The organism is Acidiplasma aeolicum (assembly GCF_001402945.1).
Classification (GTDB): domain Archaea; phylum Thermoplasmatota; class Thermoplasmata; order Thermoplasmatales; family Thermoplasmataceae; genus Acidiplasma; species Acidiplasma aeolicum.
The window spans coordinates 1-13,567 of the sequence record NZ_LKBG01000223.1; the positions used below are offsets into that span (position 1 = coordinate 1).

The 13,567-nt window shown below is 34.1% G+C and carries 19 protein-coding genes; 8 read left to right on the top strand and 11 right to left on the bottom strand.

The genetic code is table 11. The features are described from left to right. The 5 genes from AOG54_RS09525 to AOG54_RS05085 all read left to right on the top strand — a co-directional run. Positions 1 to 132: DUF424 family protein (locus AOG54_RS09525; protein WP_156324217.1), on the top strand; the 132-nt coding region annotated here is incomplete at its 5' end. A gap of 63 nt (positions 133 to 195) precedes the next feature. After that, positions 196 to 675, top strand: coding sequence for a 30S ribosomal protein S13 (locus tag AOG54_RS05070; protein ID WP_048101694.1), 480 nt, complete (start codon positions 196 to 198; stop codon positions 673 to 675). A gap of 10 nt (positions 676 to 685) precedes the next feature. After that, a complete protein-coding gene (locus AOG54_RS05075; RefSeq protein ID WP_048101693.1) occupies positions 686 to 1,276 on the top strand; it encodes a 30S ribosomal protein S4 in 591 nt (196 codons plus the stop codon). Then, entirely contained in the window at positions 1,269 to 1,652 is a 384-nt protein-coding gene (locus AOG54_RS05080; RefSeq protein WP_048101692.1) for a 30S ribosomal protein S11, read from the top strand. The genes AOG54_RS05075 and AOG54_RS05080 overlap by 8 nt, the downstream gene beginning before the upstream one ends. A gap of 1 nt (position 1,653) precedes the next feature. Further along, positions 1,654 to 2,466: a DNA-directed RNA polymerase subunit D gene (locus AOG54_RS05085; protein ID WP_048101836.1), complete on the top strand. Its 813-nt coding sequence runs from the start codon at positions 1,654 to 1,656 to the stop codon at positions 2,464 to 2,466. Here AOG54_RS05085 and AOG54_RS05090 read toward each other — a convergent pair. Then, the gene (locus AOG54_RS05090) at positions 2,458 to 2,805 is read right to left on the bottom strand and encodes a winged helix-turn-helix transcriptional regulator (protein WP_048101691.1); all 348 of its coding nucleotides are present in this window, start codon (positions 2,803 to 2,805) and stop codon (positions 2,458 to 2,460) included. The two genes, AOG54_RS05085 and AOG54_RS05090, sit on opposite strands and share 9 nt — an antisense overlap. Positions 2,806 to 2,817: 12 nt before the next feature. Then, positions 2,818 to 3,753: an ROK family protein gene (locus tag AOG54_RS05095; protein ID WP_048101690.1), complete on the bottom strand. Its 936-nt coding sequence runs from the start codon at positions 3,751 to 3,753 to the stop codon at positions 2,818 to 2,820. Positions 3,754 to 3,846: 93 nt separating this feature from the next. Here AOG54_RS05095 and aspS point away from each other — a divergent pair, with 93 nt between their 5' ends. Then, complete coding sequence (gene aspS / locus AOG54_RS05100; RefSeq protein ID WP_054964042.1) at positions 3,847 to 5,133, top strand: aspartate--tRNA(Asn) ligase; 1,287 nt, start codon at positions 3,847 to 3,849, stop codon at positions 5,131 to 5,133. 221 nt (positions 5,134 to 5,354) lie between these two features. On the opposite strand, the gene AOG54_RS05105 is transcribed toward aspS, so the two are convergent. Together AOG54_RS05105 and AOG54_RS05110 are read right to left on the bottom strand one after the other, a co-directional pair. After that, positions 5,355 to 5,636: a hypothetical protein gene (locus AOG54_RS05105; RefSeq protein ID WP_048101688.1), complete on the bottom strand. Its 282-nt coding sequence runs from the start codon at positions 5,634 to 5,636 to the stop codon at positions 5,355 to 5,357. Between the two features lie 230 nt (positions 5,637 to 5,866). Beyond that, the gene (locus tag AOG54_RS05110; RefSeq protein ID WP_054964423.1) at positions 5,867 to 6,511 is read right to left on the bottom strand and encodes a fibrillarin-like rRNA/tRNA 2'-O-methyltransferase; all 645 of its coding nucleotides are present in this window, start codon (positions 6,509 to 6,511) and stop codon (positions 5,867 to 5,869) included. Between the two features lie 75 nt (positions 6,512 to 6,586). Here AOG54_RS05110 and AOG54_RS05115 point away from each other — a divergent pair, with 75 nt between their 5' ends. Beyond that, positions 6,587 to 7,048, top strand: coding sequence for a multiprotein bridging factor aMBF1 (locus tag AOG54_RS05115; RefSeq protein ID WP_048101687.1), 462 nt, complete (start codon positions 6,587 to 6,589; stop codon positions 7,046 to 7,048). A 3-nt stretch (positions 7,049 to 7,051) separates the two neighbouring features. Here AOG54_RS05115 and otsB read toward each other — a convergent pair whose 3' ends face one another. Beyond that, the gene (otsB, locus tag AOG54_RS05120; RefSeq protein WP_054964424.1) at positions 7,052 to 7,783 is read right to left on the bottom strand and encodes a trehalose-phosphatase; all 732 of its coding nucleotides are present in this window, start codon (positions 7,781 to 7,783) and stop codon (positions 7,052 to 7,054) included. 7 nt (positions 7,784 to 7,790) lie between these two features. Further along, the gene (locus AOG54_RS05125) at positions 7,791 to 9,101 is read right to left on the bottom strand and encodes an alpha,alpha-trehalose-phosphate synthase (UDP-forming) (protein WP_054964425.1); all 1,311 of its coding nucleotides are present in this window, start codon (positions 9,099 to 9,101) and stop codon (positions 7,791 to 7,793) included. Between the two features lie 91 nt (positions 9,102 to 9,192). Here AOG54_RS05125 and AOG54_RS05130 point away from each other — a divergent pair, with 91 nt between their 5' ends. After that, entirely contained in the window at positions 9,193 to 9,705 is a 513-nt protein-coding gene (locus AOG54_RS05130) for a DUF2269 family protein (RefSeq protein ID WP_048101684.1), read from the top strand. A 103-nt stretch (positions 9,706 to 9,808) separates the two neighbouring features. Here AOG54_RS05130 and AOG54_RS05135 read toward each other — a convergent pair whose 3' ends face one another. The 5 genes from AOG54_RS05135 to AOG54_RS05155 are packed head-to-tail and all read right to left on the bottom strand — an operon-like array spanning position 9,809 to position 13,497. After that, positions 9,809 to 10,372, bottom strand: coding sequence for a 30S ribosomal protein S7 (locus AOG54_RS05135; RefSeq protein ID WP_048101683.1), 564 nt, complete (start codon positions 10,370 to 10,372; stop codon positions 9,809 to 9,811). A gap of 4 nt (positions 10,373 to 10,376) precedes the next feature. Further along, positions 10,377 to 10,805 (bottom strand): 30S ribosomal protein S12, encoded by a 429-nt coding sequence (locus AOG54_RS05140; RefSeq protein WP_048101682.1) that lies wholly within the window; start codon positions 10,803 to 10,805, stop codon positions 10,377 to 10,379. Between the two features lie 4 nt (positions 10,806 to 10,809). Further along, positions 10,810 to 11,964 (bottom strand): YchF-related putative GTPase, encoded by a 1,155-nt coding sequence (gene ychF, locus AOG54_RS05145; protein WP_054964549.1) that lies wholly within the window; start codon positions 11,962 to 11,964, stop codon positions 10,810 to 10,812. Next, positions 11,965 to 12,396, bottom strand: a complete 432-nt coding sequence (locus tag AOG54_RS05150) for a UPF0179 family protein (protein WP_055032504.1) — start codon at positions 12,394 to 12,396, stop codon at positions 11,965 to 11,967. Positions 12,397 to 12,444: 48 nt separating this feature from the next. Then, positions 12,445 to 13,497 (bottom strand): NAD(P)-dependent glycerol-1-phosphate dehydrogenase, encoded by a 1,053-nt coding sequence (locus tag AOG54_RS05155; protein WP_048101679.1) that lies wholly within the window; start codon positions 13,495 to 13,497, stop codon positions 12,445 to 12,447. Positions 13,498 to 13,567 lie beyond the last annotated feature (70 nt).

Sequence of the window (13,567 nt, forward strand, 5' to 3'; positions counted from 1 at the left end):
TCCATATGCACGATTGCAAACTTGGTCGGAGAAAGGGTTGTGAGTGCAGCAATTAATGCAAATTACATAGACCCCGAGAACGTTATACGTATTAATGGCGTGCCACATGCACAGCTTGCCAAAATAGATTAATAATGATAAAGAATATATATACTGAAATAATAAGGAATAACTTACGTTAAACAGGATGATAAAATGGCAGAAGATAACAATAATGAGAATTTTCAGTATATAGTTAGGATCGCTAACCGTGATATTAAAGGAGAGAGAAAATTTGAGCTTGCACTTGCAGATATTAAGGGAATAGGATACAGGCAGGCAAAAATTATAGCAGCAAAATTTAATATAGACCCATCTGTAAGAATAGGCGATTTATCAGAGGATAAAATTCTTGAAATAAGGAAATATGTTGAAAATAAAGAATATGCAGATATGCCTGTATGGCTTTTAAACCATAGAAAGGATATAACCACGGGCAAGGATTTTAACCTGCTATCCAATGACCTTGACCTCCAGGTTAATGATGATATCAATTTAATGAAGAAAATGAGGTCATACCGTGGTATAAGACATGAGCAGGGTCATAAGGTCAGGGGACAGAGAACAAGATCAAATGGTAGAAAGGGTTTATCAATAGGAGTGGTTAGAAAGAAGGAGGAACCAGGAAAGAAATAAGGTGTTATTTATGGGAGATCAGAAATTTCAGAGGAAAAGTTATTCAACCCCGAGACATCCATGGGAGAAGGAAAGAATTGATTATGAACGTGAGCTTCTGATTAAATATGGCTTGAAAAATAAACGTGAGTTATGGAAGGCTGAGGCCATACTTAATAATTTTAGAACACAGGCAAGGAGCCTTCAGGCAAAAATAAGGTACAGCGACCCACTGGCCCAGAAACAGTTACAGCAGCTGCTTGCGAAATTAAGCCGGTTAAATATATTAACAGAAAACGCAACACTGGATGATATTCTGGCACTCTCGCTTGAGGACATTTTAGATAGAAGGCTTCAGACAATAGTTTATCAGAAAAATTTTGCATCAACAATGAAGCAGGCAAGGCAGTTAATAGTTCATGGGCATATAACTGTAAATGGTCGTGTCACAACAATTCCAAGCATGTTTGTTCAAAAAGGTTTTGAGGATAATATAGCATACAGTGAGAAATCACCATTTGCGGATGAAAACCATCCCATAAGGCTTGCCATTGCAGGGGCCGTTAAAGAGGAACAGGAAGAAGATAAAAAGGAAAATGTAAAGGAGGAAGAAGATGAATAAGACTGGAATAGCCCATATTTATGCATCACAAAATAATACATTAATACTTGTAACAGATCAGACAGGATCAGAAACAATAGCAAAATCAACCGGTGGAATGGTGGTTAAAAATGACAGGGATGAATCAAGTCCTTACGCTGCCATGAAGGCGGCAGATATTATATCTGAAAAGCTCCGTGAAAAGGAGATAACTGATTTAATTATAAGGGTTAGAGCTCCGGGCGGCAGCAAATCTAGAATTCCTGGCCCAGGAGCACAGTCTGCCATAAGGGCATTGTCCAGGGCAGGTTTTAAAATTTTAAGAATTGAGGAGGTTACACCCATACCCCATGATGGCACCAAAAAGAAAGGGGGCAAGAGAGGAAGGAGAGTATAAAATGCTTAAAATTATTGAATTAAAAGATAATTTTATCCGTTTTGAGATTGATGGTATTACTCCGGGAATAGCCAATTCTTTAAGAAGAACATTGATTAATGATATACCAAAACTTGCAATAGAAAATGTTGTTTTTCATCATGGAGAGATAAGGGATAAGGACGGAAACGTTTATGATTCCTCATTACCATTATTCGATGAGATGATTGCGTCCCGGCTTGGCTTAATTCCATTAAAAACAGATCTAAAACTTAATTTCAGGGACGAATGTTCATGCGGTGGGACTGGTTGCGATTTATGCACAGTTACATATTCCATTAATAAACTCGGCCCCGGGGATGTTTATTCATCAGATATTATGCCTGTAAACCGCCCGGACCTCACACCAACTGATCCCATGATCCCCATTGTAAAATTAAAAAAGGACCAGGCAATTTTGGTAACATGTGAGGCCATACTGGGACGTGGTAAGGAACATGCAAAATGGCAGGTAACCTCAGGGGTTTCATATAAATATCACAGAACATTCACCATCAATAAATCCGAATTTAATAAATGGACATATTATAAAGAAAAATGCCCAAAATCCGTGGTCAGCGAGACTGATGATCAAATTGTATTTAGCGATGACACTCCATGCAGATTTCTTTCACAGTTATTTGAGGAAGACCATGTGAAGATTGATGAGGATGATACCAGATTTATCTTCAAATTTGAAACAGATGGGTCATTAAAGGCCATAGATGTCCTTGATTATGCAATTAAAAGGCTGGAGGATCGCTTTAACACCCTAATGGAAAGCCTTTCAGATTAATTGATCATACTGCATTTTCCTGAATAAAGGAAGTATTAACCTTAATATTTCATTGCCCCTGTCTGTAAGCTCGTATGTTATATTCCCATAACTTTTTCTTTCTATAATACCAAATTTTGTAAGCTGTTTAATTCTCAGTGATATTAATGTTTTATCGGACCCTGGCAGATCATTAACAATTTTATTGAAATTTTGATTTTTTAATTTATTATTGGCAAGGAGCGTCATGATCATAATGGTATATTTTTTCCCGAGAAGCCTGAAAAGCTCTATTGAATTGTCTATGCATACCAACTCATCATTAAATTTTACCATGCAGTATTTTTGCCTCCCATCCATAGTTATACAATATCAATATTTATATAAACATATTGCTATGGAAGCCAGATCAGGACCATTTTCCAGCGCCTGATAAATTTTAACATCCCGTTTTAATGATTTCATCTCCTCATCAACGGCCATCTTTAATGGGGTGAAAAGATCCTCACCCTCCTTGCTTATGCCCCCTCCAATGAATATTGCCTCTGGATCAAGAATATTTATAATATTTACAATACCCACAGCCAGATAATATATTGTTTCCTCAACTATTAGCTGTGCAAGCATATCGCCCTCTTTCTTTGCGTCAAACACAGCCTTTGCATTAATAAATTCAGGTCTGAGTTTTGATAGTATTGTGGAGTCATTTAATCCATGAACATCCTCCAGCACCCTTGCCCTTATACCATTCCCACCTGCCAGTGTTTCAAAGCAGCCGCGCCGGCCGCATCCACATATTGGGCCGTTTGCCACCATAACCATATGTCCAATTTCGCCTGCCATGCCATGGGACCCGCGGTAGAGTTTACCATTAATAAATATCCCACCTCCAATACCTGTGCTTAATGTTATATAAACAAAATTATTGTATTTTTTTGCCCCGCCAAATATTTTCTCAGCTATTGTGCTGGCCGATGCATCATTTTCAAGCCTTACTGTAACACCAAAGTGCTTTTCAAGCCCCTCTGTAATATTATAATTTTTTAGGCCAAGGATATTCGGGGATGATACAATTAAACCACTTTTTGAATCAACAATACCTGCAAAAATTATTCCAATCATATCCGGTTTATTCAATTTATTTCTTGATAGAAGCTCCTCGCCCATATCTATAAGCTGCTGCGAAAGTCCGTTTTTACCATACTGTTTTGTTGTTTTTCTCTTTATGGAATCTATTATTTCACCATTTTCATTGCCAATAATGGCTGAAACCTTCGTACCACCAACATCATAGCCAAGTATAATCATAATATCATAAGATTATTTTAAAAATAAATATAAATCTAATTGAAACACTGGAAAAAGTTAAAAATTTAATAAATAGATAAATATAAACCTCTAATGAGAACGTACATTAATAATATAAATAATCTAGAAGATGGTTCTATAATAGAAATCGATGGATGGGTTCAGGAAATACGGAAAATAAAAAAGCTTCTTTTCCTAATAGTTAGGGATAATACAGGGTCTGTCCAGGTGACAGTTAAGGATAATATGGTAAAAAATTATGATTCCATTTATAATATTTCCAGGGAGTCTGTTATTAAAGTATCTGGTAAATTAAACAAAAAAAGCATTAGCAAATCGGGTGTGGAAATTCTTGCAAATGAAATTATAATATTAAATACGGCAGAGACCCCACTTCCAATGGGCGTTATTGATCTTGTTGATGTTGATTTCGATACAAGACTAAATAATAGATTCATTGATTTAAGAAAGCCTGAAAATCTTATTATATTCAAATTTGAAAGCGAGCTTCTTTTTGGCATCAGAGAATATATGAACAAAAATAATTTTATTGAGGTTCACACACCCAAAATTGTTGCGGCTGCAACAGAGGGTGGTGCTGACCTGTTCCCTGTTCAGTATTTTGAAAAACGTGCATATTTAAATCAGTCGCCACAGTTATATAAGGAAATATTAATGAGTTCTGGTTTTGACCGTGTTTTTGAGGTTGGTCCAGCCTTCAGGGCAGAAAAAGAGAACACTGTAAGGCACCTAAATGAGTTTACATCCATAGATATTGAAATGAGCTTTTCTGATGATGAAACAGTCATGAGGATGCTGGAAAACGCCATAGCATATTCCGTTAACCGCGCCGACTCCATTCTTGGCAAGGAATTAAAAGGTCTTGGTTATTCCATTGAGGAGGTAAGGCCACCATTTCCACGTATAGAATACTCAGAGCTTATTAATTATCTGAATGACAATGGCTTTAAATTAAACTTTGGTGATGATTTTTCCCCGGAGGCCATGAAATTTGTCTCTAAAAAATATAATGGTTTCTATTTTATAACAAAATGGCCAAAGGATTTAAGGCCTTTTTATACTATGCCTGATGATACCAATAGAAATGTTACAAGATCCTTCGATTTACAGTTACGTGATATTGAGGTATGCTCAGGTGCACAAAGAATTCATGATTATAACATGCTTGAGAACAGTTTTAATGAAAAAGGATTAAACAAAAATAATTTCGAATTTTACATAAAAGCTTTTAAATATGGCATGCCACCACACGCTGGATGGGGCCTTGGCCTTGAAAGGCTTGTAATGAACCTCTTAAATTTAAGCAATGTGCGTGAATCAACCTTATTTCCTAGGGATAGATCTAGACTTTCTCCCTGATTTTTTGTTATCACTCCATATTGTTTTTTCTAATTCATCATAGCTGGCTGTTTCGTCTTCTAGTTCTTCTTCAAATTTCTTCTTATATAAAGCCATATTGAATACCAAATAATATATTTACAAACTAGAATATAAAGTTTTCCATTAATTTATAATTAATAAAACAAAAAATTATTTTTTATAAATTTAAGCTGTCTAAATTTTCCTAAAATTTTGATTAACTATTTTTGTAACGCACCTCTCTGTTTATTGAGTATCACTATGGTTGGAGTTATTCTGTATTTTAATTTTGATATCCTCGTTATTGATATTAATGCGGATTTCTTGTTTGAGTGCATAAAGAATTTTCTGATTTCATTTGCAAGAGACTTATTTAAGATGAGCTCAACGTAGATTGGGTTGCCCATGTTATAATAGGTGGCAATTATTGAACCCTCCCTGACGTTCTCTATATCCGACCTCTCTATTTCGAAATCATATTTTTCTCCTATCTCTATTTTCACTTTCCTTACCTTATTATGATATAAAAAACAATGTTATATAAGCTTTTCCAATTGCACATGAAATGGCATTAAATATATTATTAAAATTAAAAAATCATTTATTCAATATTTTATAATTTTAAGATATGAATAATTTCTATCATTGATATTTTTAAAAATTTTCATGATATTTATCCAAAATTTGTGTTATTTTATTATTTATTATAAAATAAATAAAAATGCCACCCATGTTAATGTCTCACCATTGATAAAAGGAAGTTGCCAGAATCAAATGGGCGTAAATCAATTATCTCCATTATTTTAAAATTTTTTATATTTCTAATGGCATTATTTAGAATAAATCTCTCATTTTTCCTAGAAGAAATCGATTTTAGTTTCAAAATCAGCATTGCATATTTTGCGCAAGTAAATAAATCAGCGTTTTTATTAAAAATATCAACCTGATTCCTCTGGGCAATATCCTGATATATAAAGTTAACCTTATCCACAAAAAATCTGTATTTCTCAGGCATATTTGCATCATCAAGAATTGGAAAAATATTACTTCTAATTTTTGCAAGGTTATAAAGTTTTACAAATGGGTCGTAGGCAAATTCTACTGCAAATATCCTTCCATTATAACAAATATCTGATATATGACTAACGGTTGTTCCTGTTGATGCACCCAAATATAATACATTTGAGTTGCTATTTAATGGTACCTCTTTAAGTCCTTTTATAATTGCGGCTGCAAGTTTACTCCTTCTTGGATTCCACTCACGTAAATATTTTCCAGAATAATTTCTAATTTTTTCACCGTACACTGATTTATTATACTCAGATACTGTGAAAATTTTATTTTTTTCCAGTATTATGCTTTTGTTTATTTCTTTCACCTTTTAATATTAAAGCGATGTAAATAAATATTTACGAGTGCAATAAAATTATATTGTAATTAATAATATATAACTATGAACTGTGATATGTGTGGAAAACAAACAAATAAATTAATTAAGATAAAAATAGATGGTGCAATTCTCAATGTATGCGAGGATTGTGCAAGATTCGGTGAACCTGTAGAGGAAAAAAAATATAACAGTTTAAGCGAAACACTGACAATAAAATTCCCCGAAAAAAAAATTATAGTTCCACAGCATAAAAAACCATTTAAAAAGCCTTTAAACAGGGATAATCCTAAAAAAATTTACAGGAAGCCTGAAAATATTGAAAATCTTGATATAGTAGAGGATTATGCCAGGTTAATAAAAAGCAAAAGGGAGCAGATGGGCATGACGCAGGAAGAGCTTGCGCAAAAGATATTGGAGAGGAAAAATGTATTATCAAACATAGAACGTGGGGAACTCCTGCCGGATATAAATACGGCAAAGAAACTTGAGAAGGTTTTAAATATTAAGCTAATAGAGAAGGATTAACTTTTATCTTAAATTTATAATATCTATTAAAATTTCCCTCACATCTTTATACTCCACATTATACCTTGCTGATGTTTTTCCAGAGCCGACCTTTATTGTTATTGCATCTTTATTATTTTCAAAAGCCTCTTCATCTGTAATATCATCCCCGATTATTATGGCCGGCCTATTCTTATTCCTTATCTTTTTTATTGCAGTTCCCTTATTTATGCCAGGCATTCTTAGCTCAACGATATTCTTACCCCTGTATACATCCATGCTGACCTCCCTGCTGATTTTTTTAACCTCCTCTATTATTTCATTAATTTCATTGCCATCATGCACATCACCCATATGAAATAACAGGCCACCTGTTTTATTAAAAATTTTTAAATTTTTATACTTTTTTGTGAAAAAATGTCTGTTTTCATATAATTTATTGCATATTCTTACATATCTCTGGAACTCACATGTTTCAATAACCTCACCATTAATATAATATATATCACCATGGAGTGCAACAATGTTATAATTGCCTATAAATTTTATAAGGTCATCAAGTGACCTTCCGGTCACAATAAAAAGTTCATAATATTTATCCAAATATTTTAAAATAAAATCCAGCTCGCTGTCTGCATAGCAGTTTGAGGGATCATTTCTTATGGGAACAAGCGTGCCGTCATAATCCAGAAATATTTGTGGTTCCAGATCTATTATGCTTTTAACGTCCCCCAAAATTTTGTTAATTTCATTCATGTTGGGATTATGCAACCTTGCTTATTATTTTTTTATACCACCATGTGCTATCCTTTTTTTGTACCTCCATTTTTAGCTTCTGGAGTCTGTCATATTTCTCACCCTCGTCCATATTTATTGCTGTTACTATTGCATCTGCAATCTCATCAAGGTTATATGGATTAACATGCAGTGCATCATTTAAATAACATGCTGAACCAGCAAATTTGGATATTATTAAAACACCCTTTCTTGTAACTGATATAAATTCCTTGCTTACAAGGTTAAGACCATCAATTAATGGGGTAATTAATGCCACATCAGCTATTTTGTAATACGATAGTAACGTGCTATCCTTTATTTTTCTATACATGTATATTATTGGTGTCCATGACATGGTGCTGAATTCACCATTGACCCTGCCAACCGTCATTTCGATTTCCTTTTTCATTTTTATATACTCTGGAACATTGGTTCTGCTTGGTGTAACATTCATTACATAAACAAACTTACCTGCAAGTTCAGGGAATTTTTTGAGCATTCTTTCTATGGCCAGCACACGATTTATCAATCCTTTGGTGTAATCTAGCCGGTCAATGGAAAATATGATCTTTTTGTTTGCGATGCCATCATATTTTATTTTCCTTGCTCTTTCATATGAGAAAAATGACGTATCTATCCCAAGCGGTATTGAATAAACTTTGCTATGCGGTTTTTCATTGAAAAGGAATCTGTATGTTTCAGTAAAATTATTGGTATATAATTTTGTATGAAATGTTAAAACATCGCTCATAGAAAGACTTTGAATAATATCCCTCCCCTCTGGAAGTATAGAATAAAATTCCTTAGATACCCATGGTATATGCCATGTAAATATTATTTTATTTTTTATATCCATCTGCCTGAGATGAAATGGAACCATTGTAAGCTGGTAATCGTTTATCCATATTACTGAATTATTTTCAATATTCTGAGATATTTCCTTTGCAAATTTTTTGTTAACCTCATTATATATTTTATATGAAACAGGCATAAATTTTATTTTATCCCGGAAATAGTGAAAAAGTGGCCATAAAACACCATTTGAATACTCTTCATAAAACCCCTGCCTCTCTCGCCTTGTTAACATAATTCTTTTTAACGTATAATTGTTATACTTTTCCTCACAGAAATTCTCATCTGCGGACCCCCTTCCCCAGCAAATCCATGTGCCACCAAATTTTTCGAGCATGGACTTTAGGGCCGTTGCAACACCCCCAACATTACTGGTTGTAACAATTTTATTGCCCTGTTTATCATGTGAAAACGGACAGCTGTTTGTTACTATTAAATAATTCATAAATATATATGTTTTTATACCTTAAATTACTTTTTAAAAAGATATTTACAAATGTGATTAATTTAATATAATTTATTAGAATAATGCCAGAATGTTTTACCTTAATTTACCACCGGTGGAGAAAATCGGCCTAACAATTATATTATTTATACACGTTTTATCCGCCATAATATTTGTCGGGGGCTCAATTTTTATCTGGCTTATACTGTGGCCGGAGTCATATAAACTTAATGATGAGAAAATAAGAACCAGATTGCTAGGGTTTGTTGGAAAAAAGTTTGCATTATATACTAATATTAGCTTAATACTCCTTATAGCAACAGGGCTAACGATGACATATAAGTATCTGGAAAATTTCTCACTTTATTTTACCAGCACAGAGGGGCATATCCTTTTTATTGCTGAGGTTCTTATTATAATAATGATTGTCATAATGTATGGAAATAATATTTATCATGGTAGGTTAATAGTTAAATTAAACGAACAGAACAAATTTGATGAGATAAAAAAGATAAGGAAAAAAACACACGTTTTCTCATTTATAACAATGATTCTGATGGTTATTATAGTGCTTCTTATGGTTGCACTGAGGGTTTATTATTAGGTAAAACTGCATGTATAAACATTTTATAAAATTATAGAATCAATACACACTAAAAACTGAATAAATATACTTTATTTATAAATTTTAAAAATAAAAAAAATACTTATCTGGCAGAAGCTGCAACTCTTTCTATTTCTTCCTTTTTGGATATTGCATATGAGTTTCCATCGTTTCTTGATGCAAGTATAATTTCGTTTGCAAGGCATTCCTCTATGTGTATTTTATGTTTAAATGAGGCTTTAGTTGCACCTATGCATATATTTCTTAATGCCTCATCAAGCCTTCTGGAGGGTGATACATCTACTGATTTCGGGACTGCAATGCCACCATATTTTAACCTGGTTACCTCCTCTCTTGGAGCGCTGTTTTCTATGGCTGTAACAAGTACCTGCACAGGATTTTGTTTTGTTTTTTTATTTATTATGTCGAAAGCCTCACTTAAAACTTTATATGCAGAATATTTTTTTCCTGTCCATTTTTCTGTTCTCATAAGCTTATTTAAAAGCCTCTCGATGGTGTTCATGTTCTTCTTACCCGAAAGATAGTTTGAAAACCTTCCTCCGGTATGCAGATTAATGTAAGATGTTAAATTTATATAATTTGCAAGACCCTGATCGTGAATCTGTATCCCACTTACATCATATTTATTCATTAAAAGCTGATCCATGAAATCACCTTACTGTTTTCTCCTTCCTTCCACGAACAAGCTCAAGCAGTGATATTCCATTAACCTTTATTACCTTATATCTAACACCAGGAATATCTCCCTTACTCCTGCCCATTCTACCTCCAATACCCTCGACAACAACCTCATCATGCTCATCTATATAGTTTATTGCACCATCGCCAGGGGCAAAGGCTGATAACTGCCTTCCATTTTTTATAAGCTGTATCTTGACACACTTCCTGATGCCTGAGTTTGGCTGTTTTGCCTCAATACCAACCTTTTCTATGACTATACCCTTTGCCTGTGGTGAACCCTCAAGAGGATCACTCTTCTCTCTAAGATTAAGCATTCTTCTTTTATAATCACGATCTGACCATGCGTAATGTTTTCTAACTTTTTTTAATTTTCTGCCTGCATTCATACCATTGGGCATTATATCACCTTAAATTGGAAACAATTCTGACCACATCATTATTTAATAATTTATAATCTTTTCCTATTACTCTCTTGGTTTTTCCGTTTATGGCCCTTATAAAGTTCTTTCCAATATCTGTATGCACCAGAAAGGCGAGGTCAAGGGCAGTTGTACCATCCTTAACTATGTAGGCATCCGGAAGTATGTTACCATTTTTATCGGTCCACTTATTTTCATCTGCAACCGGATATACAACTATATAACCCAGCCCTTTTATAATATCTGTTATAATATCAGTAAATGTTCGAATGCCATTATTTTTATAAAACATTCTTATTTTTTCAAGGGCATTTTTTTGTTCCTCGCCAGATTTATTTGTATAGTTAAAATCTATTGAATTATTATTTATATAACCATTTTTGAACGCCTTGGCGAGAATAAATTCGTATTCTGCGGATATTAAAAAATTGTTATTTAAGTCCTTTTTTATTTTTTCAATTGAGTCTGAATCCAGAAGGTCTATCTTATTTCCAATATTAAAGATGGGCTTTACATATGTTAGAATATCATTGCAGAATCTCTCGACATCCTCAGGTTTCCAGTCTATTAACCTTTCTGGAAATGAGTCTTTGGACATAATGTAAAATAGATCCTTCTCCTTAATCCCAAATGAGGCCACCTTTTTTAAAATCTTCTCAATTAATCTTTCTGAGGTATCAGCATCCTCCTTTCTGGCAAATTTTTGCCAGTCTCTATATATTCTCTCCTTTAGCCATAGCATTATTTCGTTCCTTACCATATTAATGTTTATTTTGTAGTCACCTGAATCCTCATCGCCATTTACATCATAAAGATTTATTATTATATCTGCATCACGTATATTATCCAGAAATTCATTGCCCATGCCCTTGCCCTCACTGGCACCCTCTATAAGTCCGGGGACATCAATGATTTCCACTGGAATGTATCTTATGCCATTAATACATTTGCCCTCGCGTGGATTGCATTTTGCACCGATATACCTTTCTGGGCATTCATCGGTAATATATGATATACCAACATTTGGTTTGATTGTGGTAAATGGATAATTTGCTATATCAACGTCAGATAGTGTTATTGCAGAAAAAAGTGTGGATTTTCCAGCGTTAGGCTTTCCAATCAACCCAATTTTAAGCATTTAATATTCCACTTCCCTCATATCATATCCCTTTGGGCATTTAATCTTGCCCAAAACCTTTTTGACAACAATTTTTTTGCTGCCCTTATAATTAATCAGATTGCATTTTTCTATGAAAGGGCATGTTATATAATCACATTTCATGGATTTTAGCTCCAGTGAAATTCCATCAATAAGGTGGCGGCTGTACTGTACATTAAATGTATTTGGCATCTCCTCAACCTCCACCGTGGAAACTTTATTTTTATTAAAAATAAAGCATGGATTTATCTGCTCCTTTACATTGACGATTTTATATCTTTTACCCTCTTCCAGGTTAAAACATACATTTCTTATCCTGCATTCATCGCATTTTCCAGTAAGAGGGCCAACAAAAGTAAAAACATCACCCTTTCTCGCTAAATCAACACCAATTAATGTAATTTTACCCATATAATCACATACTGTAAAAATAAATACCTTATTAAGGTTATCATTGCATTATATAATCCCTGTAATTTTAAGTGCCTTTTCGGCCACCCTCGTGCTAAGATCTGTTTCTCCAAGAATTGTGTACCTTTCAGGCCTCAATCTATGGGCAATTGAAAGGGCCTTTATTGCAATATCATCAGAAATTCCATATTCTGATGCTTTTGTTTGCACACCTATCTTTTTATATGTTTCCTTCAGTTTAATCCAGTCCCCTCCCTGAAGGTACATGCTTACCAGGGACCCCATTGCCACCTGTTCTCCATGCATTGAGGTGCCCCTGCCAAGAACCTCCAGTGCATGGGCAAATAAATGTTCGCTCCCACTTGCTGGTCTGGAAGTGCCCGCTATGGCCATAGCTGTTCCTGAGGCAAGTATTTCCTTTGTTATGAGCCATATGCTTTCCTCCATTCCCGGCTGTATCATATTTGCGTTCTCCATTAGCTCCTTGGATGTATACTCTGATATGATTGCAGCAGTGCTGCTAAACTCCTCCCCCTTTAATCTGTATGCAAGACGCCAATCCTCAACAGCAGTAATGTTTGCTATAACATCTGCTGCACCGGCTGCAGCAAATCTGTACGGTGCCTTTAACATTATTGATGTATCCGCAACTATTGCAGATGGCATAACTGCCTCCACTGAAAGTACAGATTTTCCATCTGATATTGATGCCCTTGGTGATGCAATGCCATCATGGCTTGGGGCGGTTGGTACGCTTATAAAAGGAACACCAATATCTGCCGCGGTTTTTTTGGCAAGATCAATTTTGGAACCACCACCAACGCCAATAACAACACCTATTTTTGAATTTTTAATTTCATTTTTAATGAAATTTAAGGTATCAATGGATGCCCCATCAACAATCAGGACATTATATTGTATATCATCCAGCAATTTTTCTATATATTTTCCTGCCAGTTCATATGTTTTATTTCCGGTAATTATTAATGCTTCTCCGGACCTCAAATTTTTTTTAACAACATCGTTTATATTAACTATTGCATTATGGCCAATAAAAACATCATTGGGAAAATGCATTGATCGTATTTTATTAAATATCATAATATTGACATATTTAATTTGAATATAAATTTAGCCATAAAGATACAGTAATTCATTTAATTTTTAAAAA

Excerpts from the sequence above, each read along its gene's own strand:
- AOG54_RS05070 (WP_048101694.1), top strand. The coding sequence starts at position 196 with ATGGCAGAAGATAACAATAATGAGAATTTTCAGTATATAGTTAGGATC.
- AOG54_RS05075 (WP_048101693.1), top strand. The coding sequence starts at position 686 with ATGGGAGATCAGAAATTTCAGAGGAAAAGTTATTCAACCCCGAGACAT.
- AOG54_RS05080 (WP_048101692.1), top strand. The coding sequence starts at position 1,269 with ATGAATAAGACTGGAATAGCCCATATTTATGCATCACAAAATAATACA.
- AOG54_RS05085 (WP_048101836.1), top strand. The coding sequence starts at position 1,654 with ATGCTTAAAATTATTGAATTAAAAGATAATTTTATCCGTTTTGAGATT.
- AOG54_RS05090 (WP_048101691.1), bottom strand. The coding sequence starts at position 2,805 with ATGGATGGGAGGCAAAAATACTGCATGGTAAAATTTAATGATGAGTTG.
- AOG54_RS05095 (WP_048101690.1), bottom strand. The coding sequence starts at position 3,753 with ATGATTATACTTGGCTATGATGTTGGTGGTACGAAGGTTTCAGCCATT.
- aspS (WP_054964042.1), top strand. The coding sequence starts at position 3,847 with ATGAGAACGTACATTAATAATATAAATAATCTAGAAGATGGTTCTATA.
- AOG54_RS05115 (WP_048101687.1), top strand. The coding sequence starts at position 6,587 with ATGAACTGTGATATGTGTGGAAAACAAACAAATAAATTAATTAAGATA.
- otsB (WP_054964424.1), bottom strand. The coding sequence starts at position 7,783 with ATGAATGAAATTAACAAAATTTTGGGGGACGTTAAAAGCATAATAGAT.
- AOG54_RS05125 (WP_054964425.1), bottom strand. The coding sequence starts at position 9,101 with ATGAATTATTTAATAGTAACAAACAGCTGTCCGTTTTCACATGATAAA.
- AOG54_RS05130 (WP_048101684.1), top strand. The coding sequence starts at position 9,193 with ATGTTTTACCTTAATTTACCACCGGTGGAGAAAATCGGCCTAACAATT.
- AOG54_RS05135 (WP_048101683.1), bottom strand. The coding sequence starts at position 10,372 with ATGGATCAGCTTTTAATGAATAAATATGATGTAAGTGGGATACAGATT.
- AOG54_RS05140 (WP_048101682.1), bottom strand. The coding sequence starts at position 10,805 with ATGCCCAATGGTATGAATGCAGGCAGAAAATTAAAAAAAGTTAGAAAA.
- ychF (WP_054964549.1), bottom strand. The coding sequence starts at position 11,964 with ATGCTTAAAATTGGGTTGATTGGAAAGCCTAACGCTGGAAAATCCACA.
- AOG54_RS05150 (WP_055032504.1), bottom strand. The coding sequence starts at position 12,396 with ATGGGTAAAATTACATTAATTGGTGTTGATTTAGCGAGAAAGGGTGAT.
- AOG54_RS05155 (WP_048101679.1), bottom strand. The coding sequence starts at position 13,497 with ATGATATTTAATAAAATACGATCAATGCATTTTCCCAATGATGTTTTT.